Source organism: Paenibacillus rhizolycopersici, from assembly GCF_014947195.2.
GTDB classification, from domain to species: Bacteria; Bacillota; Bacilli; order Paenibacillales; family Paenibacillaceae; genus Fontibacillus; species Fontibacillus rhizolycopersici.
In genome coordinates, this window is record NZ_JADCNN020000022.1 from 34,145 (window position 1) to 56,265 (window position 22,121).

Below are 22,121 nucleotides of genomic sequence, written 5' to 3' on the forward strand. Positions count from 1 at the left end.
GCGATGAAGGAGTGAACACTTCCGTGAAACGAAGATCAGGACTTAGTTTTTTTAAGAAACCGGAGACGATTTCAGGAAATTGGACGAAAATCGAAGAGAAAAGCCGGGAATGGGAAAATATGTACCGCGGCCGCTGGTCGCACGATAAAGTGGTGCGGACGACGCATGGCGTGAACTGCACCGGTTCTTGCAGTTGGAAAGTATTTGTGAAGAACGGCATTATCACCTGGGAGAACCAGCAGATTGATTATCCGTCCTGCGGACCGGACATGCCCGAGTTCGAACCACGCGGCTGCCCGCGGGGGGCATCGTTCTCGTGGTATGAATACAGCCCGCTGCGCGTGAAATACCCTTATATGCGCGGTCGTCTTCTGCGTCTGTGGCGAGAGGCGATGACCAGGCATCACGGGAACCCCCTGGAGGCCTGGGCCAGCATCGTCGAGAATCCCGAAGCTTCCCAATCCTATAAACAGGCGCGCGGTAAAGGCGGCCATGTGCGCGTGACCTGGGAAGAAGCCACCCAACTGATCTCGGCGCAGTTACTTTATACCATTAAGAAATATGGACCAGACCGGATTGCCGGGTTTACACCGATTCCGGCCATGTCGATGATCAGTTACGCTTCGGGCGCACGGTTTATCTCCTTGCTGGGCGGCGAGATGCTCAGCTTCTACGACTGGTATGCCGACCTGCCGCCTGCTTCGCCGCAAATTTGGGGCGAACAAACCGATGTGCCGGAGTCGTCCGATTGGTACAACGCCGGATACCTGATCATGTGGGGCTCCAACGTTCCGCTGACGCGGACGCCGGATGCTCATTTCATGACCGAGGTTCGCTACAAAGGGACGAAGGTGGTATCCGTAGCGCCGGACCATGCGGAGAACGTGAAATTTGCCGACAATTGGCTGGCTCCGCATCCGGGAACGGACGCAGCGGTGGCTCAAGCGATGACGCATGTCATCCTGGACGAATTTTATGTACAGCGCCAAGAACCGATGTTCTTGAACTACGCCAAACAATACACGGACATGCCGTTCTTGATTTTGCTGGATCCGCACGAAGGCAGCTACAAAGCCGGCCGGTTCTTGCGGGCAAGCGATTTGGGGCAGGCATCGGAGCATGCCGAATGGAAGCCGGTTATTTATGACGAAGCGGCGGGAGAACTGGTCGTACCGAACGGAACGATGGGCCAACGCTGGGAGAAGGACGTCAAGTGGAACCTGATCCTCGACCAGGAAGACGGAAGCCGGATTGAGCCGGCTTTGTCGGTCGAGTCGCACGGCGGAGAATGGACAGAGATCGTATTCCCTTTCTTTGACGCAGACGGCAACGGTACGTTTACCCGGTCGATTCCGGCCAAAACAGTTACTCTGGCCGATGGATCAACCCGTCTGGCCGCAACGGTTCATGATTTGATGCTTAGTCAATACGGAGTAACCCGTCCGGGCAGTACCCATACAGCCAAAGGATATGATGACGCAGAGTCGCATTACACTCCAGCTTGGCAAGAGCGGATCACTGGCGTCAAAGCGTCGCTCGTGGTACAAATCGCTCGCGAGTTTGCGCAGAACGCACTGGACACGGGCGGGCGTTCAATGATCATTATGGGCGCCGGGATCAACCACTGGTTCAACAGCGATACGATCTACCGCTCGATTCTGAACTTGGTGATGCTGACGGCTTCGCAGGGGGTTAACGGCGGCGGCTGGGCTCACTATGTAGGGCAGGAGAAATGCCGGCCGATCGAAGGCTGGTCGACGATCGCATTTGCTCGCGACTGGCAAGCGCCGGCGCGGCTGCAAAACGCGACTTCGTTCTTCTATTTTGCCACCGACCAATGGAAGTACGAGGAGATGAGCGCGGAATCGTTGAAATCGCCAACCGGCGGTGATATCCCGTACCGTCATCCGGCGGATTACAATGTGTTGGCAGCTCGGCTGGGCTGGTTGCCCTCGTATCCGCAGTTTAACAAGAGCAGCTTGGCCTTCGCCGAAGAAGCGGCGGCTCAGGGCAAGACGGACAACGCTGAGATCATCCAACACGCATACGAGCAAGTGGTATCCGGTGAAACGAAGTTCGCTGTGGAGGACCCGGATGCGCCGGAGAACTTCCCGCGTTCGCTGTTCGTTTGGCGCTCGAACCTGATCTCCAGCTCGGCGAAGGGTCAAGAGTTCTTTATGAAGCATTTGCTTGGGACGCATAACGGATTGTTATCCAACCCGAACGATGAGGAGAAGCCGGAAGAAATCGTTTGGCGCGATGAGGTGGAAGGCAAGTTGGATCTGCTTGTAGCGCTTGACTTCCGGATGACGGCGACACCGATGTATGCCGACATCGTTCTCCCGGCGGCAACCTGGTATGAGAAGGTGGATCTCTCCTCGACCGACATGCACCCGTTCGTGCATCCGTTTAACCCGGCGATCGATCCGCTCTGGGAGTCGCGCACCGACTGGGATATTTACCGGACGCTCGCCAGCGTCTTGTCCGAAATGGCCAAGGAGCATATGCCAGGCGTATACAAAGACCTGGTTTCTTCGCCGCTTGGACATGATTCGATGGCTGAAATCGCCCAACCTTATGGGGAAGTGAAGGATTGGAAACGTGGGGAGATCCAGCCGATCCTCGGCAAAACGATGCCTGGCTTTACCGTGGTCGAGCGCGATTATACGAAGATTTATGACAAGTACATCACGCTGGGTCCGAACCTGGAAACCGGCAAAGTTGGCGCACATGGAGTCTCGTTCTCCGTCAAGGAAGAGTATGAGGATTTGAAGAAGATCAACGGCTCTTATATCGATGATACGATCAAAAACGGTCGACCGAAGCTGCGTACGGCGAGACAAGCGGCCAATGCAGTACTGCATTTGTCTTCGGCTACGAACGGGAAGGTATCTCAACGCGCCTGGGAATCCGCAGAACAGGATACGGGCGTAGAATTAAAGGATATTTCCGCCGACCGCGCAGCCGAACGGATCACGTTCGCGAATATCACCGCTCAACCGCGGGAGGTCATTCCAACGCCGGTATTTAGCGGCTCGAACAAATCAGGACGCCGGTATTCCCCGTTTACGACTAATATCGAACGATTAGTGCCATTCCGGACGTTAACCGGACGCCAGCATTTTTATCTGGATCACCAAATCTTCCTGCAGTTCGGGGAGGCGTTGCCGGTCTACAAGCCGACGTTGCCGCCGATGGTGTTTGGTCCGCGAGACAAGCAGGTTGAGGGTGGCAAAGATGCATTGGTATTGCGTTACCTGACGCCGCACGGCAAATGGAACATCCACAGCACGTACCAGGATAATCTGCACATGTTGACCTTGTTCCGGGGCGGTCCAACCGTGTGGATCAGCAACGAGGATGCGGAAGCGCACCAGATTAACGATAACGATTGGCTGGAGGTCTATAACCGCAACGGCGTCGTAACGGCCAGAGCGGTGGTCAGCCACCGGATGCCGAAGGGCACGATGTTTATGTATCACGCTCAAGATAAACACATCAACGTACCGGGTTCGGAAATCACGGGAGAGCGAGGCGGCAGCCATAATGCTCCGACGCGAATTCACTTGAAGCCGACGCAGCTCGTCGGGGGTTATGCCCAGCTCAGCTACGGCTTCAACTACTACGGACCGATCGGCAACCAGCGTGACGTCTACGTTGCCGTGCGCAAACTGAAGGAGGTCGACTGGCTTGAAGATTAAAGCGCAAATCGCCATGGTGTTGAACCTGGACAAATGCATCGGCTGCCACACTTGCAGCGTGACCTGCAAGAGCACTTGGACGAACCGGGAAGGCGCCGAATATATGTGGTTTAACAATGTCGAAACGAAGCCGGGGATCGGTTATCCGAAACGGTGGGAAGATCAAGAGCACTACAAAGGCGGCTGGACGATGCGTAACGGCAAGCTGGAGCTGAAATCCGGCAGCAAGCTGTCGAAAATCGCCCTCGGTAAAATTTTCTATAACCCGGATATGCCGGAAATGAAAGATTACTACGAACCTTGGACTTATGATTACGAGAAGCTGACGAATTCGGGAGAGAAGAAGCACCAACCGGTCGCCCGGCCGAAATCCGCCGTGACCGGCGATAAGATGGACCTGGAGTGGGGGCCGAACTGGGAAGACGATCTAGCCGGCGGCCATATTACCGGACCTAAGGATCCGAACATCGAGAAGATCGAAGAGGAAATTAAATTCAACTTCGAGCAATCGTTTATGATGTACTTGCCACGATTGTGTGAGCACTGCCTGAATCCAAGCTGCGTGGCGTCTTGCCCATCGGGCGCGATCTACAAGCGTGATGAGGACGGGATTGTCCTTGTCGACCAAGAAGCCTGCCGCGGCTGGCGTTACTGTATGACGGGTTGCCCTTACAAGAAGGTCTACTTCAACTGGAAAACGAATAAAGCGGAAAAATGTACGTTCTGCTTCCCGAGAATTGAAGCCGGACTTCCAACGGTGTGCTCCGAGACGTGTACGGGTCGCATTCGCTACCTTGGCGTATTATTGTATGACGCTGATCGTGTGCAAGAGGCGGCTTCCACGCCGGACGAGAAGGATTTGTACGAAGCGCAGCTCGGCTTGTTCCTCGATCCGCATGATCCGAAAGTAATCGAGCAAGCCCGCAAAGACGGCTTGTCCGAGGAATGGATCGAAGCGGCCCAAGATTCGCCGGTTTATAAACTTGCGATCGAATATAAGCTGGCGTTCCCGCTCCATCCGGAATACCGCACGTTACCGATGGTGTGGTATGTACCGCCGCTTAGCCCGATTATGAGTCATTTTGAAGGCAAGGATTCGATTCAAAATCCGGACCTGATCTTCCCAGCGATTGAAGAAATGAGAACGCCGGTTCAATATTTGGCCAATCTCCTGACCGCAGGGGATACTTCGACCGTCAAAATTGCCCTGCAACGGATGGCGATGATGCGCCAATACCAACGTGCACAATTCTCCAAAAAGCCGTTTGACGAAAACCGCTTGGCCCGCGTCGGATTGAACGCTCAGCAGATCGAGGAAATGTATCGTTTGCTGGCCATCGCGAAATACGAGGATCGCTTTGTGATCCCAACTTCGCATAAGGAAGGATACATGGATCCGTACCGGTCCCAAGGCACCGAAGGATTCGGTATGGATTGTGACGGATGCGGCCCGGCAACTCCAATTCCGGCTAATCACGGCAAAAGTGGCCGGGATCTGTACGAACAAAACTTCTACGGGGGGATCTGGCGTGATTGATCTGGCGAAACTGGATGAAAACCGCGAGTTGTTCGGCTTCTTTGCCGGGCAGCTCGTCTACCCTGATAAAGAGATGTTCGCATCGATCCGCGAAAGCGGGGATGAGGTTCTGCCATCGACGGTGATGGAGCCGGTAACGAAATATCGGGAGCAGATGCTTGCGCTCAGCATGGAAGAGATCGAGGAGCTTTACGTGGACACGTTTGATTTTGAAAAGTCGTCTACGCTGTATATGACATTTTTTAAATACGAGGATTCCAAAGATCGCGGTCAATTGCTTACCTCACTTAAAGCGGTTTACGAAATGTTCGGCATGGAAATGATCGACCGGGAATTGCCGGATTTCCTGCCGCTGATGTTGGAATTCTTGTCTGCAGCGAATTGGCAGGGACATCCGCATAGCGAGACAGGGATGTTTACGGTGTTAACGATTCTGGAGGATGGCACGTACCAGTTGATGAAATCGCTGGAGCAAAAGGGAAACCCTTATTATGAGCTCGTCAAGGCCCTCCGGGAAACGTTTAAGTTGTGCTTGTTACAGGAGGTGAAGGTTCATGAGTCTGTTTGAGCAATTTCTATGGGTCATCTTCCCGTATTTATGCGTGGCAACGTTCGTGGTAGGACATCTATTCCGCTACCGTTACGACCAGTTTAATTGGACGGCGAAATCCAGTGAATTTATGGAGAAGAAACGACTCATGTTAGGCAGTATGTTGTTTCACATCGGGATCATTCCGGTCATCATGGGACATGTCGCCGGTTTAGGCATTCCTAAGGAGTGGATGGCCGCTCTAGGCGTCAACGAGCATATGTATCACCTTGGCGCCATGTATGGAGGAGGGATGTTCGGCGTAATCACGTTTGCCGGGATGCTGATCCTGACCATGCGCCGTTTGACCATAAAGAACGTACGCCACCTCAGTTCTGCCTCGGATATGATCGTGAACGGACTGTTGCTGTTTATCGTATTTATGGGGATGTTCTCCACGCTGGTCACGAATAATGTGCAGCCGGATTTTGATTATCGGGAGACGATCTCTATTTGGTTCCGCAACCTGCTTATCTTCCGGCCGGAGGCCTCTTATATGGCAGAGGTGCCAATTTCGTTTCAAATCCACATTTTGGCGGGGTTTCTGATCTTTGCCTTGTGGCCGTTTACTCGTCTCGTCCATGTCTGGAGCGTGCCCTTGAATTATGCCCGGAGAAGCTATATCCTTTATAGGAAGAATCGCTCGCATACTGCGGGACGTTAAGGATTTTGAAGTTTAGGGAGACGAATACATGAATCCAACCTCCAGTTGCTACCAGGTACTTATTGATCAATTAAGAGAACAGATGGGGTATGACTTCGTGTCGCTGGCGTTTGCCGAGTCGGCCGTTAACGATTTCGTCCTTACCTGGAAGTATGCCTCGGGCAACTTGAACAATCGATATAAACGCATCGTTCTCCAGTCGGGTAAAGGGATTGCCGGCATCGTATTCAAAACCGGCAGTCCCATGCTGGTTGCAAATGTCACCGACGGGCTCGAACCCCAAGAGATGTACAATTATCCGATATTAATATCGGAACGGTTAACCAGCTTGGCGGCGATCCCCTTGTATTTGACGGATCGGGTCGAGGGTGTGCTCTTGACTGGTTATCGGGAAGAGAATCGAATGTCGCACGAAGAGTTACGCCGGTTGTATGAATGGCTTCAAGGCAGGTTTGGCGATTTTGAAATCAAGGAGCTGAACCCATGAATCCTTCATCCTTGAATATACCGATCGAGCTGCTTCAGAAACAATTTGAACACAGCTCCGATGCTATTATTTTCTTTGATGCCGGACATCGGGTCATGGCGATGAATTCTCGGGCCGAACGTCTTCTGGATCGCCGAGTGCTGGAGGAACCAGCCGGACCGGACAGCAATTCGTTTTGCTTCTCCTGCCGGGGCTACACCAGTGAAGAAGAACCGATGTCTTGCTTAAATTGCTATCTGTCCAACACGGAGAAGGACTTCAGCTCCTTCCAGCTCTATCTGGAGACGAAAACCAAAGGTGTGCTGCCGTTCTCCGCCAGCTTTCAAACCGTAGATACGGCGGCGGGCATCCGGGTGCTTACCTTGCGCGATTTGACGAATCAACTTATGACGCAGCAGTTGCTCAATCAGAACACGATGATGAAGAGCGTCATTAAGGCCCAGGAAGACGAACGTAAGCGGATTTCCCGCGAACTGCACGACAGCGTAGCGCAAGAGTTGATTAGCTCGCTGGTGGACCTGCGGGTGCTCAAATATTTGAACGTACAAGAAGAGGCTCTGCAAAAAATCCAGCAAACCGAAGCCTCGCTCACCCGGTTGCTGGAGCAAATCCGCAACCTGTCGGTGGAGCTGCGGCCGGCTTCGCTGGATGATCTCGGCCTAGACGCGGCCTTCCGTTCTCATTTTAAATGGATTGAGAAAAATTATGGCGTGCTGGTACGATTTGTTGCGGAGCTCGGCGGTCAGCGTTTTAACAGTGAAGTGGAAACGGTCGTTTACCGGGTATGCCAGGAATCGGTACTTAATGCCTTGAAATATGCCGATATTGACGAGATTAACGTGCGTCTGTTTGCTTCGGCGCATTTGCTGGAGCTCATGGTTTCCGATCAGGGAAACGGATTCGACGTGAATACGAACGATCCAAAGGGAACCGGACTTGGGATCTATGGGATGAAAGAGCGAGCCGAGCTCGTAGGCGGCGAAATCTCCATTACCTCTAAACCGGGGGAAGGCACAACGGTCCATTTGCGAGTTCCGTTCGGAGCGTTCTCTCTGTAGGCGGCCATAGCGCCCAGTAGGTAGGGTTAACTTTCGAGGGCAAGGGGGAAGGTTCTGTGAAGGTGGTAATCGCGGATGATCACGCTGTCGTCCGGAGCGGTTTTACGATGATCATCAATTTTCAAGAGGATATGGAAGTGGTGGCGACGGCCGCCGACGGGATTGAGGCCTACAAAATGGTGGCTAAACACCGCCCGGACATTTTGCTGATGGATCTCAGCATGCCTCCGGGAGAAAGCGGCTTGATTGCAACGGCCAAAATCCACGAGGATTTTCCCGAGACCCATATCATTATCTTGACGATGCACGATGACGAGGAGTATTTATTTCATGTGCTTAAGAAAGGCGCACGCGGATATGTCCTGAAGAATTCCCCGGACGAACAGCTTGTCTCGGCCATTCGTATGGTGCATCAAGGTGGCGTTTATATCCATCCGAAGCTCGCGTCTTCCCTTGTCCGTGAATTTGTAAACCACGATCAGCAGGCAGATGAGAGTAACCCGTATCAACTGTTGTCCACCCGTGAAATCGAGATCTTACCCCTGGTTGCCAAAGGGTATGGAAACAAGGAGATCGCCGAAATGCTGCACATCTCCGTGAAAACCGTTGAGGCCCATAAAGCCAAAATCATGGAAAAGCTAAATTTGAAATCAAGACCCGAGCTGGTGGAATATGCCATTAAGAAAAAGCTGCTGGATTTTTAACGGAGGCTGGTAATATGGAACAAAGAACACTGCATAGCGAATTGCCCGCCATGCGTATTTTAGAGAATGAACACCGGTATTTGGCTAGTTTAATGAACGAATGGCATACGATCGTACTGGATTTTCAGAACGATCGCTATTCCTCGGACCAGGCCAAACTACAGTTCACGCGTTTGTGTGAATTGATCCGCGAATTCAAATCACCTTTGCGCAAGCATTTTCAAAAAGAAGAGACTTATTTTTTTCCGCGATTGGGGAAACATATAGGATATGATCAAGGTCCGATTGTTTCGATCGAACAGGAACATGAGGAGATTTTCGCATATATCGACCATTTCCTTCATTATGCTAACGGTGAGTTTTCGCTGGAGGAAATGAAGGCTCTGTCTCGGGACGCGGGGGAAGCATTTGAAATTTTGACCGTGCATTTCGTCAAAGAAGAGACGGTGTTGTTCCCGATGACCAGACAGGTCATGAAGCCGGCAGAACGAGAGCAGTTGAATAAGGAGCTATACACCCTGATTGTTGAATAGATTCCCATTCAATGAGCAGCCCATAAACATCAACCGGTGCTTATGGGCTTTTTTGTGTCCAAATTGGACCGGTAGGGAGTTTCTCGGAGCAAATGGGGGAAAACCCTATTCAGGCCCGCTTAGGGAATCAGCTAAAATACGGGTGGGGAATTCGATGGTCATTCCGAAGTCATTTGAAAAAGGTGATCTAATTTGATTAGAAAAGTTCAATTGCCACTGCAAACATTAAATCTGATTGTCGGTTTTATGGTATGGGTGATCATTTCGTCGCTCCTTTCTTTCATGGGTGACGATATTCAGGTTCCCGCCGACAAGGTTGCGATCATTACGGCAATTCCCGTCGTATTGGGTTCTGTTTTGCGTATCCCGATAGGGTATTATGCTAACATCTTTGGGGCGCGGATCGTCTTCTTGATCAGCTTCATCTTGCTGCTGTTTCCCGTGTATTACATTAGTGAAGCCAAAACGTACGTTGATTTGATCATCGGCGGGTTGTTTCTCGGGATTGGCGGGGCTGTGTTCTCCGTAGGCGTTACTTCACTGCCAAAGTATTACCCGAAAGAGCGACACGGTTTGGTCAATGGCGTGTATGGTCTCGGAAACTTGGGGACCGCGGTCACTTCGTTCTCCGCCCCGGTCATAGCAACGCAAATCGGCTGGTCGGCCACCGTCAAGTTGTATTTGATCCTTCTGCTGGTCTTTGCGGCGTTGAATCTCTTCTTTGGTGACCGTAAAGAGCCGAAGGTGAAGACCGCTATGATGGAACAAATCAAGGGCGTGTACAAGAATGAAAAGCTCTGGTTGTTCTCGCTGCTGTACTTTATCACGTTTGGGTCGTTTGTGGCGTTCACCGTATATCTGCCGAACTTTTTGGTGACGAATTTTGAACTGACCAAAGTGGATGCGGGCATGCGTACGGCCGGATTTATTGCTCTTGCAACCTTTATGCGTCCGATCGGCGGCTGGTTGGCGGATCGGTTTAATGCCTTGATGTTGTTGATCATCGTATTTGCAGGCTTTACGCTGGCGGCCATCGTGCTGGCCTTTTCTCCGACATTTACGCTGTACACGGTTGGCTGTTTGGTGATCGCGATGGTTGCCGGCGCGGGGAATGGGGTCATCTTCAAGCTGGTACCACAGTATTTCAATAAGCAGGCTGGGATCGTGAACGGGATTGTCTCGATGATGGGCGGACTAGGTGGATTTTTCCCGCCGCTGTTGTTGTCCTATATCCACTCGGTGACGGGTCAGTATTCCATTGGGTTCATGCTACTGTCCCAGGTAGCTTTAGCCAGCCTGATTCTCGTGCTCTGGATGATCTATTCCGACAAGCTGAGCTTGTCCTCGGAAGTATTCAATAATACGGCTCAGGGCATTCTGGTGACGGATCCCAAAGGCACCATTGTGGCGATCAACCCGGCGTTCACCTCGGTGACAGGGTTTGAAGAAGAGGAGGCGGTGGGGCAGAAGCCAAGTATTCTGCGGGCAGACCGTCAATCCCCTGATTACTATGCGCAGATGTGGAAGAGCATCAAAGAAACCGGTATGTGGCAGGGCGAAATCTGGAACAAGCGTAAAAACGGCGAAACTTATCTGCAATGGTTAAATATCAGCGCCGTGAAGGACAAATCGGGGGAAGATATTCGTTATGTCGGGACGTTCTCTGAGCTTCCGGAAGGAAAAGCGGAGAAATAAGAAATGGTTTAGATTTAATTAGGGGGAGGGGAAATTATGCCGGTTGGTCCATCATTACGGCAACGGCACGCTCATCAAGCCATTCACGCCGGAGGTTTGGCTGGAGCTCGGTCGAAAACGGAGGAAGTCGAAAGTCTGTACACAAATGGGAACCTGGAGATGGCAGATCAGGCGATGGTAGAATTGCTGGATTACTGGGAGTCACGGATTCTAAGCCATGCGGATGCGGAAGAGGACGGTTTCTACCAAGAAGTCGTCGAGAAGAATCCAACGCTCCAAGAAACGGTACTGCAATTGAAACGGGATCATGAGTTGATGAGAATTGTGGTAAAAAACATCCATCAGCTGCGTGAATCAAATGGATTCAGTAAGATTCTTCTCCATAAGCTGTATGCCTTACTTGAGATTAATGAAGTTCATAGTCAGGAAGAGGAACGGTTGTTGTTCTAACCCCTTGAGAAATGGAAAGGGATGGGGCAACTAAGCCAACAAAGAAAATAATCGGCCAGGTGGGCTCTACCTGGCCGATTATTTTTTGCTAAATCACATAGATACACTCTTCGGCCGGCTTCTGCCGGAGGCCGAATTCGAACGTGTCCTGACGGAGTCCCCGCCGCATCGTTTCGAGCGACAGAATATCCGGCGGCTGGATGTTGCCTAGATGTACGCCCGCGCCGAATTTGCGAAGCAGCAGCACTTGCTGATGTTTTAGCGGGGCTTCCCACATCAGTCTGGTTGAATCGGGTACGAATTTGAGGATATTGTCCAAAATATCCTGGCGACATTCGCCATGATCATCAAAAATGCCGACGCCCATCCCCGATTCGCGTGCTTCCACAGTCATCAGCTCGGCTCCGGCTTTGAGATCGGCTTCCTGGGTCTCTGCCAGATGAGTGGCATCGATAAGGGAACCGGTTAGTTTCTTGCCAAATTCGGTGACGACTCGAAGCCCCCGGTTTTTACCTTCCTGAATCAGCTCGGTACGGCGTTTACGAGGGAGCTCAATCGTGCCGTCAGACACTTCGATGCCATTAAAGCCAAGCTGGCAAATGGTATTGAAGAAGCCCGAGACAACTTCCTGCTGAACCGCCGTCTCTAACAGCGTCCCGCCAGGCATCACCATAATCCCATGCTGCTTGGCAAGGTTAATTTTGTACATCAATAACTCCGTGCTGTAGAGCGGGGCTGTACCAAAGCCGAATTTGATGCAATTTACGTAACCCGCAGCCAGTTCAATGAAATCTGTGAAGGCGGTCCGCCCGAGTCCTTTATCGATCACCATCGTCAGGCCGGGACCGGTAACCTGCAATTCGGGCAAACTTCCTTCCGGCTCGATGGTCTGACGTAGTCCGCTCGGATCAAATAACTCGGCAGGCCAGACGGCACGTAAGGTACTCTTCATACTGGAATCTCCTCGTTTCCTTGTTAACTTATCGTTTCACCGATGACATAGGCATCATATGCGAATTCATCGCAGCAGGTGCCCATGGAATTAACAAATATTGGTGAAAGATCAGCTGATTTGACGAGGAGGTTTGATCAGGAAAAACACCAGCCCCAAGGTGACCAGGGATAAGCAAGACACGGTGATAAACACGACACGGTCGGAAATGTCCATCATCCATCCGAACAGGGGCGGACCAAAGGCAACGCCTAAAAACCGCAGGCTATTGTACAGCGACGTGATCATGCCGCGTTCGCTCTTTTGCACCGCGCCGGTAATCATCGTATTTAAGCACGGCAGGAGAAGGCCGGTTCCGATACTGCTGACTGTGAGTAAGCCGATAAATACATAAATGTTCTTGAAGAAGAATATCGTCGCCGCCAGCGCAAGCGTCATCATAATCAGCCCGATGTTCATCAGCCAGCGGATTAACAGGCCTTTCTTCTTGATCAGGCTGCCCGTCGTATAAGAAGTGATGACCATGCCGAGCAGGGGGATGGCTAAAACCGCGCCTTTTAGGACTCCGTCGATATGGTAAGGAGCCTCTTCCAAGGTATTGGATAAGTAAAACAAAACGCCAAACAAAATGAACAGCCCTAAAGAACCTGCGAAAAAGGAAGTGATCAACCAGCTCCCTTTTTTACGGAAAATTTGACCGATTTTATGGATGTAGGACTTCAATGGCTGTTTCTCGCCCAACTGAGGTTCCTTGATCAGAAACATCACGGCGAACAGCGAGAGGGCACAGAATACGGGGAACGCGAAAAAAGAAGCATACCAAACGATCAGCACCAGCAACGAACCGATAATTGGGCTAAGCACTTTGCCAACGCCGTTAGATGCTTCAATCAATCCCAAAGCTTTACTTTCCGTTCCGCCTTTATACAAATCGCCTACTAACGCCATGGCAATGGGTGCTGTACCTGCAGCCGCCATGCCCTGAATGGCCCGCGCCGTGATAATGACGGTATATGAGTTCCATATCGCCCCGAATCCCGCCAAAACCCCGGCACCTCCGTAAACGATCAATGCGGGAATGATGATTTTCTTACGTCCAAACCGGTCGGATAGATAACCAATTACCGGGATGAACAAGCCCGCCGCCAAAGAGAAAATCGAAATGATCAAGCTGCTTTGAAATTTACTGATTTGCAACTGCCGTTGCATTTCCGGAAGGACGGGCACCAGCATCGAGTTACCGAACACAAGCACAATAGGGATGGTAGCGATGGCCATGAACTCCCATATCCGCCCTTTTGACCCGCTCTGCTCCGAGGCTTCCGCTTTCTCCTTGGCTCCCTCTGTCGACTCCTCCTCGGGAAACGAAATGTCGCTTTGGAATGTGATTTGCAGCCTTTTCCTCGTTTTGGTGTTATTCATGGGTTTAGCTCCTCATGATTGAATTCGAAACACAATGAATACGTTCATTATTTGTCATTCGGAAATCGGGTATGCATCCATTAGCACGGCTTCCCACCCATCAGGCATAAGCTGGTAATGTTCAAAACAGAAAGGGTAGGGGAACCATGATCCAAATCATACAGGGAAATAACCACCGGCTGGCGGATGCGGAGGTCCATGTGGTGATCGATGTGATCCGGGCTTTTACGGTGGCCCATTACGCTTTTATCCGGGGAGCTCAAAGGATTATATTGGCTGGTTCGCTGGAAGAGGCGTTTCATTTCAAACGGGACCATCCCGATTTCTTGCTGGCGGGAGAAATTAATGGCTTGCCTATTCCGGGTTTTGATTTGGATAATTCGCCTGCTCGGATCGCGCTAGCTGACCTAGCCGGAAAAACGTTGATTCAAAAAACAACGAATGGCGTAGAGGCCACTTTGAACTCTTTGAACGCCAAGCACATTTTTGTAACGGGGTTCTCTAATGCGGCCACGACGGCGGCATGGATCAAAAGCCGGCTCATGAGCTCGGGCCCCGAACTGTCGCTGCACTTGATCGCTTCGCATCCGACGGGGGATGACGATCTGGCTTGCGCGGAATATATCGCCGGGATATTAAGTGGAGACGGTAGACCAACTGCGGCGCAAACCTTGGAGCGCATACGCGGATCGTCGGCAGCGGCCAAGTTTTTCGATCCGGAGCAGCCGGCGTTTCTACCCGAGGATTTGGAATTGTGCTTACAGGAGCGATCTGCGGAATTCGTCATGAAAGTAGCGATTCGCGACGGAATCCCGATCATTGAACGGGAGGATGTAAATTAAGGGAGAGTCGCAAAGGATTCTCCCTTCATTAGTGATTACTCGGGTTTCTTGACTTGCAGCGGGGGAGGAATCAGCCAGCCTTTTTCCTTGCTCATACGCAAGATTCTTAGTCCCAGCGCGGTTTTGGTTGCATGGTATTTGGCGAACAGTGCGCCGATATCCTCACGGATCGACAACCCCATCGCCCCGCTGCAGCCCGCTAATGAAGCGGCGGTATCCATGGCAATCTTCGCCCCGATTTCCGCATCGGCAAATCTAGCGCCTGGCGGGATATCCTCCAGCTTTGCTTCCGGCCGTTCCGGCAGCATCGGGGAGGGGGTAATCCCATTGTCCGTTAACAACTTGTCCAATTCTTTGATTTCCAGCTTGGCTTGATCCATCAGATCCTTTAAAATCTCTTTTAAATCTTTGTCACCGGCATGATACGTGAACAGCTGGTAGCAGGACAAGATCATCTTGGCCGCCATCGAGCTTTCCCATAGGGTGAATATTTCGCCGTAATGCATCGGCTCATGCTTCGGATTACCATCTAACACACCCATGAAAGAATCTCCTTTGCTTCGTCATATTGATTTGCTCGTCCGTAGTATGTCTCCCGTTCATGAGTTGTATGATTCGGTTTGTAAACGTCGTAACTTTCTCCACCATTCGTCGTCTATACTAAATAGATTGAGGTGAAAGGAGAAACGAGAATGAAATTAGGCAACATTCGGCTGCGACCAGCGGTTTACGGTGTTCTAGCGACAACTTTGGCCTGGACGATGATCGCAAGTACGGCAGCTGCCGCGGATGCGGCGTTTTACCATGCCTATACGAACCCGGAAACCAAAGAAGCATACTATAATGGCTATTTAACAACGGATGACGGCAAATCTGAACGGAAGGTCCTCTCCCGGACCGAGGACGGAAATTGGTATGTGTTGCCCGATACCGTCCGCGAGCTGTGGGGAGAGGAAATGAGTCCCTATGTGCGTGTCATGACGCAAGGCCTAACTCCCCAACCTTTCGGCGAAGTCTATCTGGATACGGCCGGAGACCGGTTGGTGGGGAAAACAGGATATCAGAACTCACCCAGCGGGAAATTCGGGACTCGTAAGGTGATGCATTTCGAGGGGGGTTCTAAGCAGGTTGCCCTTTTCGTGAAAAACAACCAGAACGGAGTCATCCGTCAGGTCTCCGACAGTGGAGAATGGCCTGTGACCTATTGGCTTCCGGACGGCTCCTTGCTTATGGAGCGGTATAGCGAGACGGCCAAGCAGAACGAAATCGTTCGCATGAATCCCGATACACAGGAAACGCATCGTTTATTGCTGGCTTCTTTGCTGGGGTATGACGAACAGCGAGGAGAACTCTTGCTGGCTTATAACGAATCTACCCGGAAAACGCATCTATACGATGTGCATACTCGGAAGGTTCGGAGCGTAACCGATCAAGAGGTTCAAGCTTTCTATGATCGAGTACAAGGCTCGGCCGCGACAAAAGCACCTGAAGTCCCGGACGAATTGGAAGCCAATCAGCTGCCGGTCAAAACGCTGGAATACGTTCAAGAGGGGGAGGCTAATTTGACAGTAAACGATATGAAAATCGCTTTGCCGTTCGTTTTTTTTGGCCTTAACCGAGAGCTATATGTTCCTCTTCGACCCGTGTCCGAAAGTCTGAAGTGGAAAGTTGAGCGGAGTGCAGGTAGCGATATGAAAACCTACCGTTATACGGTTTCCACGGGAACCCAGTCCATTCAAGTCGACCGTTCGAACTCGAAGATCATGGGGGATCGGTTATATCTCAATGTCCATGCTTTAAACCGTCTGATTTCCGACTGGGGGATCGAATGGATCCCCGTCAAATAACCTGAATCGCAACAAAAAAGCAGGCCGTTCACTTGGAATGGCCTGCTCTTCATTTTAGATTAACGGTGCACCGTATATTGATTTGCTATACTCAAGCTGCGAATCAACTCAACTTCCTGGGCGCTTAGCTCGGAGATGTCGGCCGCGGTCAGATTCTGCAACAGCTGTTCACGAGAGCTGGCTCCGGGAATGGCCACGGCCACTGCCGGATGGGATAGCGAGTAACGGATGGCCAGCTGCGTTAGGCTGCGTTCCGGGGTTTCCAGCTCCTGCAGCTTTCGGCGCAGTTCACGAAGCTCGCCCAGCTCGTAATCCAGCACGCCTTTGGAAGGTACTCGGTTCGCTGCCAGCGCTCCGCTTGATAGCGGCCCACGGGCGATCACGCTGATCCGGTGCTCCTGAAGCAGCGGAAAGGCAGCCTCTTCACCACGCCGATCCACGATACTGTATTGATTCATGACGCTGACGATTGAGGAACGAGAGACGTATTCGCGAATCACGTTCGGACGAATGGAAGAAATTCCGTACTCCCGGATGACGCCTTCTTTCTTCAATTGTTCAAACGCTTCGATCGTGTCGTCGATCGGATCCTCGATCGTTCCGCCATGAAGTTGATACAAATCAATATAATCCGTGCCCAGCCGACGCAGGCTGTCTTTGACCGCCGACAGGATATGCGCTTTGGACGGATCCCAGCTCCAGCCATCTTGACCGGAAATCCGTCGGTTGCCGACTTTGGTCGCTAGAATGACTTGATCCCGGCGTCCCTTGATCGCTTTGCCGACGATTTCCTCATTGGTTCCGGCATCGTAAAGATCGGCGGTATCAAGAAAGTTAACTCCTCGGTCCAGCGCCTCGTGGATCAGGGCGATCGCATGCGACTCATCCGTTCCCAGCGACATGCAGCCTAGTCCGATTTCGCTAACCATTAGGTCGGAGGAGCCCAAACGGTTCATTTTCATCTGCAGAACTCCTTTCGATAGAAGGATGAGTTTCTTTGAACTATAAAAGACATCATAGCATGTTCAATTCGCCCCTGCTAGAATGAAAGCCAATCGCTTGCCTAAGGAGGAGAACAACATGAAGAAGCTTGGCCTTGGAATCGCTGCCTTCGTATTGGTGATGGGGATTGGTGCGGCTGGAGTTTATGCGGCTGGTGCGAGCAACGGTGCAGAGAACGATCCGAATGGAGTTTGGGATTGGATGCTACCCTATGCGAAACAGATGCATCCCAATCTGACGGATGAGCAAATTCAGGATCGGATCAACAACTGTCACGGTCAAAGCGGAACGGGAACGTCCAGAATGATGAACCCCAACCTCCGCGGAGGTATGATGAATTTTTAAGCCTCTTTACACAGAAAGGGCCCTCTGCAATAGCAGGGGGCCTTGTTTTTGCGTTTACACTTACATGTACATGCTGGCCAGTAAAATCCCTAAGCTTTCCTCATAAATCTCGTCAAATTGAGAGAGCGGCAGCGGGTTGACGCCGGTTCCCAGCTCGATCGTAAATCCAGGACGCCGGAAATCATAGATGAACCAATCTTTATATCCGGCATAGCTCTCCACGTTACGGATGGCCTCGTAACCGCTGACCCGGGCGAATTCATTCGCGATCGTTTCGGCATAAGCCGGCTCGCGGTTCTCGAAGCCCCAATAGATGACTTGGCCTTGGGTATGGAACGCGAGAACATGATCAAAGTCGCTCTGCCGGGTCAAGTTGGCCATGGCGATCGCTTCAGGTTCGGTCAGCGGGGCGGTGCCCGGATAATCCCGAGGCCCGCGCTCCACCGGATTCCTAGCAACCTCACGTTCCCATAAAGCCGGGAATTGGTCATTTAAGTCAACCCCATTGATGTTGGCTTTCCACCCTTGGAAGTCGGTGTTGCCACCGTTGTAAGACAGCACGTTGCTGTGGTAAGGCTCCTGATTCGGCAATCCATGGATAACGAGGTCTACACCGTCCAGATTCACCATGGGCACCATCGAGAAAGTAACCTCTTCGTAATAAGGCCACATCGGCAGACCGCGAATCGAGCTGCTATTCGTAAGCGCAAGCAGATACTGATTCAGAAATTTGATTAACACCGGCGTCGTAATCCATTCATTCGCATGAAAAGCTCCGTTGACATGCACCTTTTTCTTTCCTTTTCCGATGCGTAGTTCAGGGATGGGTTTGTTCATGACCGTATTTCCAATATTTTGGTAGGCTACAAACGGGTAGATGTCCATCAACCGGTTCAAATCTTCCCGCAATGCGGCGGAATCGTACGGTTTACGGATGTCGACCACGAACCAGGTGACTCGCAGCGGAAGCTGCAGCCGCTGACCAACCGCAAGCTGATTGGGATTCACCGATTGGTTCAGCAAAAGGATCACATCCATCGAAACCCCGCGGTCCCTGGACAGCTTCCAAACGGAATCCCCGGCTTTCACCTGATATTCGCTGGACAGAAAACCGGGAATGTGGATGGTTTGGCCCGCGCTAAGACTTTCCGCTTGAATACCCGGGTTGGAATCCACGATCAATTGCAGCGGAAGTTGAAAGATCTGGCTGTAATACCATAACGTATCCCCCGAACGTACTTGTATACGCATAACAAATCCCTCCTGCACATTTTTGCCTTATAACAACCTATGTAGGGGCAAGCGCGCTCCATGCCAAATGGAATGAAACCTTCACAACATCCAAACTTTCAGGTAGAATCTAGAAGGTTAATTGTTAACCATAAATTTATATTAAGGTTAACAATAGGAGCTCATTTGCTGTAGAGCTAATCAGGCATAGAAAGCTGGGATGATGGATGAACCAACGCAAGACGGAAGGACAGAGCTGGGATTCGCTAGCCGATAAAGCCCTAAACGGAGTGGTTTTAACTTGGGAGGAGGGGCTTTCCGTATTACAAGCCGAGAATGATCAATTGCTGCCGCTGATGGAGGCGGCGTATCGGGTCAGACGGTATTACTATGGCAACAAAGTGAAGCTGAACATGATCATCAATGCTAAAAGCGGACTATGTCCCGAAGATTGCGGGTACTGCTCGCAATCCTTGGTCTCGACAGCTTCGATCCCGAAATACCCGTTGCTCGACAAGGAAACGCTGGTGGCTGGAGCTCGCGAGGCGTTGCAGCGCAAGGCGGGAACGTATTGCATCGTAGCCTCCGGCAAGGGGCCAACCGACAAGGAGTTGGAGCAGGTCGTAGAGGCAGTCGCCGAAATTCGCGCAACGATGCCGCTGAAGATTTGCGCCTGCCTGGGCATCCTTAGGGAGGAGCAGGCGCAGAAACTGAGTGAAGCCGGGGTTCACCGCTATAACCACAATTTGAACACGAGCCGGACCAACTATCCGTCGATTACGACGACCCATACTTACGATCAACGCGTGGCGACGGTCGAGACCGCAAGAGCGCACGGGATGTCTCCCTGCTCCGGCGTGATCATCGGAATGGGCGAATCGGATGAAGAAATCGTGGAGATGGCTTTAGCGCTCCGCGATCTGGATGCCGATTCGGTTCCGATCAATTTCTTGAACGCCATCCCGGGCACACCGTTGGAACGGGGGGGACGGGTAACGGCGCAAAAAGCGCTTAAAGTGTTGGCCTTGTTCCGTTTCATCTGTCCATCGAAAGAAATCCGCGTGGCGGGCGGCCGGGAGGTCAGCCTCCGGACACTGCAGCCGCTATCCTTATATGCGGCGAACTCGATCTTCGTAGGCGATTACATGACGACAGAAGGCCAAGATGTATCCTTAGATCACCGGATGATCGAGGATCTGGGCTTTGAAATCGAACTAACAGCGATTTAACGGAAGGATAGCGAAACGCCTCGTAATCCATTAAACTGAATTAGGTATAGAATCCTAAAAACGTGGTGATTCGCTTGTTTCAAATCATGTTAATCGAAGACGATCCGTCCTTGTTTCAGGAAATCCGCGAACGGCTGCAGCAATGGTCCTATGGGGTACATGGCGTTCGGGATTTTGGCAACGTCTTGGAGGAATTTACGGCCATTCGCCCGGATCTGGTTCTGATCGATATCCAGTTGCCCAAGTTCGATGGGTTTCATTGGTGCCGACAAATCCGCGCCCATTCCAATGTGCCGATCATTTTCCTGTCTTCGCGCGACCATCCGACCGACATGGTGATGTCCATGCAGCTAGGCGCGGATGATTTTGTACAGAAGCCGTTCCATTTCGAGGTGCTCATTGCCAAAATCCAGGCGACGCTTCGCCGGGTTTACAACTATAATACCGAACGCGTTGAGCTGAGGACGTGGCGCGGAGCAACGATCGAATATGGACGCAACGCCATCACGGCAGAGCGAGGGACCATTGAGTTAACGAAAAATGAAATGCTCATCCTCAAGCTGCTTGTAGAGCAAAAAAATCGCATCGTCAGCCGCGAGGAGCTGATCCGAAGCTTATGGGACAACGAGCATTTCGTCAGCGACAATACCTTGACGGTAAACGTAAATCGGTTGCGCAAAAAGCTGGAGGACCTCGAGCTTGACGCTTATATCGAGACGAAGGTCGGGCAAGGTTATATGGCAACCGAAGAGGTTCAGACGTTATGATCGGAAAATATTTGCGTGAGCGCCTAAGCTGGATCCTGCTCGTGATCGCCCTGCAGCTCCTGCTCCTCTCCGTCGCCGCGATCGATCGGACGATTCCGTTCCTGCCGATGTTATATATTGTTTTCTTATCGATATTGTTATTTGCGGCATTTTTGCTGATCCGTTATTCGAAGGAAACCCGGTTCCATCAAAGCCTAGCCGCCTGGGAGGATACGTACGATTTGAACGTGATCGCTGCGCCGGAAAGTCCGTTTCAATCTATCGTGATGGATCGATTAAACGAGCAAACGGACAAGTTTCGCAAGGAAACGTCGCAGCTTGTCGCCCAGTTGGAAGAGGAGAAGGATGAGCTGATGTCCTGGATTCACGAGGTGAAAACCCCATTAACCGCCATGCGACTCATGATCGATCGGATGGGCGACGAGCCGCTGAAGGAGCAACTGCGGCTGGAGTGGTTGCGCATTCACCTGTTGCTGGATCGCCAGTTGCACCAGAAACGCATTCCGTTCATCGAAAACGATCTATATATCGAGCAAGTGAAGCTGGAGCCCTTGCTAATTAATGAGATTCGCGAGCTGCGAGCATGGTGTTTGCAAAAAGGCATCGGTTTTGATGTCAACCTGCCTGTCCAGGAAGTGCTCACGGATGCGAAATGGTTGGCGTTCATCGTACGGCAACTGTTGACCAATGCGGTGAAATACAGTTCGGCCTCTGATATCGTCGTGGGTTCTGGAATATCGCCGGATGGACAGGCCTGGCTTTGCGTCCGCGACAGCGGTCGGGGGATTGAAGTGAAGGACCTGCCGCGTATATTCGAGAAAGGATTTACCTCTACGAAGAACCATGATGATCACGCTGCCACCGGAATGGGGTTGTATTTGGCAAAGAAGGTCGCGGACTCCCTGTCGATTCGGATGAGCGTTGAATCAACGCCCGGTGTAGGAACCACCATTACGTTGTATTTTCCGAGGAGCAATACTTACGTCCATACCCTGGGCATGTGACAACAATGTCACATGCTCGTTTGCTTTGTTCGGTGAAACGCAGGAAACTCCATTCCGGGCAAG

At 51.6% G+C, this 22,121-nt stretch carries 21 protein-coding genes; 16 read left to right on the top strand and 5 right to left on the bottom strand.

Annotation, left to right across the window (positions count from 1 at the left end; genetic code table 11):
• Positions 1-23: 23 nt before the first annotated feature.
• From IM700_RS18985 to IM700_RS19030, 10 genes are all read left to right on the top strand, one after another.
• Complete coding sequence (locus tag IM700_RS18985; protein ID WP_193418535.1) at positions 24-3,701, top strand: nitrate reductase subunit alpha; 3,678 nt, start codon at positions 24-26, stop codon at positions 3,699-3,701.
• On the top strand, positions 3,691-5,238 hold the full coding sequence (narH, locus tag IM700_RS18990) for a nitrate reductase subunit beta (protein WP_155606040.1): 1,548 nt from the start codon (positions 3,691-3,693) through the stop codon (positions 5,236-5,238). The genes IM700_RS18985 and narH overlap by 11 nt, the downstream gene beginning before the upstream one ends.
• Positions 5,231-5,806 (top strand): nitrate reductase molybdenum cofactor assembly chaperone, encoded by a 576-nt coding sequence (gene narJ, locus IM700_RS18995; protein ID WP_193418533.1) that lies wholly within the window; start codon positions 5,231-5,233, stop codon positions 5,804-5,806. Before narH ends, narJ begins: the two co-directional genes overlap by 8 nt.
• The gene (gene narI / locus IM700_RS19000) at positions 5,793-6,491 is read left to right on the top strand and encodes a respiratory nitrate reductase subunit gamma (protein ID WP_193418531.1); all 699 of its coding nucleotides are present in this window, start codon (positions 5,793-5,795) and stop codon (positions 6,489-6,491) included. The genes narJ and narI overlap by 14 nt, the downstream gene beginning before the upstream one ends.
• A 28-nt stretch (positions 6,492-6,519) precedes the next feature.
• On the top strand, positions 6,520-6,978 hold the full coding sequence (locus IM700_RS19005) for a GAF domain-containing protein (protein ID WP_155606038.1): 459 nt from the start codon (positions 6,520-6,522) through the stop codon (positions 6,976-6,978).
• Positions 6,975-8,036, top strand: a complete 1,062-nt coding sequence (locus IM700_RS19010; protein WP_193418529.1) for a sensor histidine kinase — start codon at positions 6,975-6,977, stop codon at positions 8,034-8,036. The genes IM700_RS19005 and IM700_RS19010 overlap by 4 nt, the downstream gene beginning before the upstream one ends.
• 56 nt (positions 8,037-8,092) lie before the next feature.
• The gene (locus IM700_RS19015) at positions 8,093-8,740 is read left to right on the top strand and encodes a response regulator (RefSeq protein ID WP_193418527.1); all 648 of its coding nucleotides are present in this window, start codon (positions 8,093-8,095) and stop codon (positions 8,738-8,740) included.
• Positions 8,741-8,754: 14 nt separating this feature from the next.
• The gene (locus IM700_RS19020) at positions 8,755-9,273 is read left to right on the top strand and encodes a hemerythrin domain-containing protein (protein WP_193418525.1); all 519 of its coding nucleotides are present in this window, start codon (positions 8,755-8,757) and stop codon (positions 9,271-9,273) included.
• 192 nt (positions 9,274-9,465) lie between these two features.
• The gene (locus tag IM700_RS19025) at positions 9,466-10,968 is read left to right on the top strand and encodes a nitrate/nitrite transporter (protein ID WP_193418523.1); all 1,503 of its coding nucleotides are present in this window, start codon (positions 9,466-9,468) and stop codon (positions 10,966-10,968) included.
• Between the two features lie 36 nt (positions 10,969-11,004).
• Positions 11,005-11,418 carry a hemerythrin domain-containing protein gene (locus IM700_RS19030; protein WP_193418521.1) on the top strand — a complete coding sequence of 138 codons (414 nt, stop codon included), beginning with the start codon at positions 11,005-11,007 and terminating at the stop codon, positions 11,416-11,418.
• Positions 11,419-11,506: 88 nt separating this feature from the next.
• Here IM700_RS19030 and comA read toward each other — a convergent pair whose 3' ends face one another.
• Together comA and IM700_RS19040 are read right to left on the bottom strand one after the other, a co-directional pair.
• Complete coding sequence (gene comA / locus IM700_RS19035; RefSeq protein WP_193418519.1) at positions 11,507-12,370, bottom strand: phosphosulfolactate synthase; 864 nt, start codon at positions 12,368-12,370, stop codon at positions 11,507-11,509.
• A 111-nt stretch (positions 12,371-12,481) separates the two neighbouring features.
• Positions 12,482-13,792 carry an MFS transporter gene (locus IM700_RS19040; protein ID WP_193418517.1) on the bottom strand — a complete coding sequence of 437 codons (1,311 nt, stop codon included), beginning with the start codon at positions 13,790-13,792 and terminating at the stop codon, positions 12,482-12,484.
• A gap of 146 nt (positions 13,793-13,938) precedes the next feature.
• Between IM700_RS19040 and IM700_RS19045 the strand changes: the two genes are divergently transcribed.
• Complete coding sequence (locus IM700_RS19045) at positions 13,939-14,634, top strand: 2-phosphosulfolactate phosphatase (RefSeq protein ID WP_193418515.1); 696 nt, start codon at positions 13,939-13,941, stop codon at positions 14,632-14,634.
• 35 nt (positions 14,635-14,669) lie between these two features.
• Here IM700_RS19045 and IM700_RS19050 read toward each other — a convergent pair whose 3' ends face one another.
• Entirely contained in the window at positions 14,670-15,176 is a 507-nt protein-coding gene (locus IM700_RS19050; RefSeq protein ID WP_193418513.1) for a DUF3231 family protein, read from the bottom strand.
• A gap of 150 nt (positions 15,177-15,326) precedes the next feature.
• Between IM700_RS19050 and IM700_RS19055 the strand changes: the two genes are divergently transcribed.
• Complete coding sequence (locus IM700_RS19055) at positions 15,327-16,481, top strand: hypothetical protein (protein ID WP_193418511.1); 1,155 nt, start codon at positions 15,327-15,329, stop codon at positions 16,479-16,481.
• 59 nt (positions 16,482-16,540) lie between these two features.
• Here IM700_RS19055 and IM700_RS19060 read toward each other — a convergent pair whose 3' ends face one another.
• Complete coding sequence (locus tag IM700_RS19060) at positions 16,541-17,443, bottom strand: aldo/keto reductase (RefSeq protein ID WP_193418509.1); 903 nt, start codon at positions 17,441-17,443, stop codon at positions 16,541-16,543.
• A 118-nt stretch (positions 17,444-17,561) separates the two neighbouring features.
• Between IM700_RS19060 and IM700_RS19065 the strand changes: the two genes are divergently transcribed.
• Entirely contained in the window at positions 17,562-17,828 is a 267-nt protein-coding gene (locus tag IM700_RS19065; protein WP_155606027.1) for an FAD/FMN-containing dehydrogenase, read from the top strand.
• A gap of 60 nt (positions 17,829-17,888) precedes the next feature.
• Here the strand turns inward: IM700_RS19065 and IM700_RS19070 are convergent, their stop codons facing one another.
• Positions 17,889-19,079: a M14 family metallopeptidase gene (locus IM700_RS19070; RefSeq protein WP_193418507.1), complete on the bottom strand. Its 1,191-nt coding sequence runs from the start codon at positions 19,077-19,079 to the stop codon at positions 17,889-17,891.
• Positions 19,080-19,285: 206 nt separating this feature from the next.
• On the opposite strand from IM700_RS19070, the gene bioB reads away from it, so the two are divergent.
• The 3 genes from bioB to IM700_RS19085 all read left to right on the top strand — a co-directional run bounded on the left by bioB (position 19,286) and on the right by IM700_RS19085 (position 22,058).
• Positions 19,286-20,287 carry a biotin synthase BioB gene (bioB, locus tag IM700_RS19075; protein ID WP_193418505.1) on the top strand — a complete coding sequence of 334 codons (1,002 nt, stop codon included), beginning with the start codon at positions 19,286-19,288 and terminating at the stop codon, positions 20,285-20,287.
• Between the two features lie 74 nt (positions 20,288-20,361).
• The gene (locus IM700_RS19080) at positions 20,362-21,054 is read left to right on the top strand and encodes a response regulator transcription factor (protein WP_193418503.1); all 693 of its coding nucleotides are present in this window, start codon (positions 20,362-20,364) and stop codon (positions 21,052-21,054) included.
• Positions 21,051-22,058 (top strand): sensor histidine kinase, encoded by a 1,008-nt coding sequence (locus IM700_RS19085; RefSeq protein WP_193418501.1) that lies wholly within the window; start codon positions 21,051-21,053, stop codon positions 22,056-22,058. Before IM700_RS19080 ends, IM700_RS19085 begins: the two co-directional genes overlap by 4 nt.
• The last annotated feature ends 63 nt before the right edge of the window (positions 22,059-22,121 follow it).

What these genes read in the sequence shown, in the direction of transcription:
- narI (WP_193418531.1), top strand. Translation starts at nt 5,793, where the DNA reads ATGAGTCTGTTTGAGCAATTTCTATGGGTCATCTTCCCGTATTTATGC.
- IM700_RS19005 (WP_155606038.1), top strand. Translation starts at nt 6,520, where the DNA reads ATGAATCCAACCTCCAGTTGCTACCAGGTACTTATTGATCAATTAAGA.
- IM700_RS19010 (WP_193418529.1), top strand. Translation starts at nt 6,975, where the DNA reads ATGAATCCTTCATCCTTGAATATACCGATCGAGCTGCTTCAGAAACAA.
- IM700_RS19020 (WP_193418525.1), top strand. Translation starts at nt 8,755, where the DNA reads ATGGAACAAAGAACACTGCATAGCGAATTGCCCGCCATGCGTATTTTA.
- IM700_RS19030 (WP_193418521.1), top strand. Translation starts at nt 11,005, where the DNA reads ATGCCGGTTGGTCCATCATTACGGCAACGGCACGCTCATCAAGCCATT.
- comA (WP_193418519.1), bottom strand. Translation starts at nt 12,370, where the DNA reads ATGAAGAGTACCTTACGTGCCGTCTGGCCTGCCGAGTTATTTGATCCG.
- IM700_RS19040 (WP_193418517.1), bottom strand. Translation starts at nt 13,792, where the DNA reads ATGAATAACACCAAAACGAGGAAAAGGCTGCAAATCACATTCCAAAGC.
- IM700_RS19045 (WP_193418515.1), top strand. Translation starts at nt 13,939, where the DNA reads ATGATCCAAATCATACAGGGAAATAACCACCGGCTGGCGGATGCGGAG.
- IM700_RS19050 (WP_193418513.1), bottom strand. Translation starts at nt 15,176, where the DNA reads ATGGGTGTGTTAGATGGTAATCCGAAGCATGAGCCGATGCATTACGGC.
- IM700_RS19055 (WP_193418511.1), top strand. Translation starts at nt 15,327, where the DNA reads ATGAAATTAGGCAACATTCGGCTGCGACCAGCGGTTTACGGTGTTCTA.
- IM700_RS19060 (WP_193418509.1), bottom strand. Translation starts at nt 17,443, where the DNA reads ATGAAAATGAACCGTTTGGGCTCCTCCGACCTAATGGTTAGCGAAATC.
- IM700_RS19065 (WP_155606027.1), top strand. Translation starts at nt 17,562, where the DNA reads ATGAAGAAGCTTGGCCTTGGAATCGCTGCCTTCGTATTGGTGATGGGG.
- IM700_RS19070 (WP_193418507.1), bottom strand. Translation starts at nt 19,079, where the DNA reads ATGCGTATACAAGTACGTTCGGGGGATACGTTATGGTATTACAGCCAG.
- bioB (WP_193418505.1), top strand. Translation starts at nt 19,286, where the DNA reads ATGAACCAACGCAAGACGGAAGGACAGAGCTGGGATTCGCTAGCCGAT.
- IM700_RS19085 (WP_193418501.1), top strand. Translation starts at nt 21,051, where the DNA reads ATGATCGGAAAATATTTGCGTGAGCGCCTAAGCTGGATCCTGCTCGTG.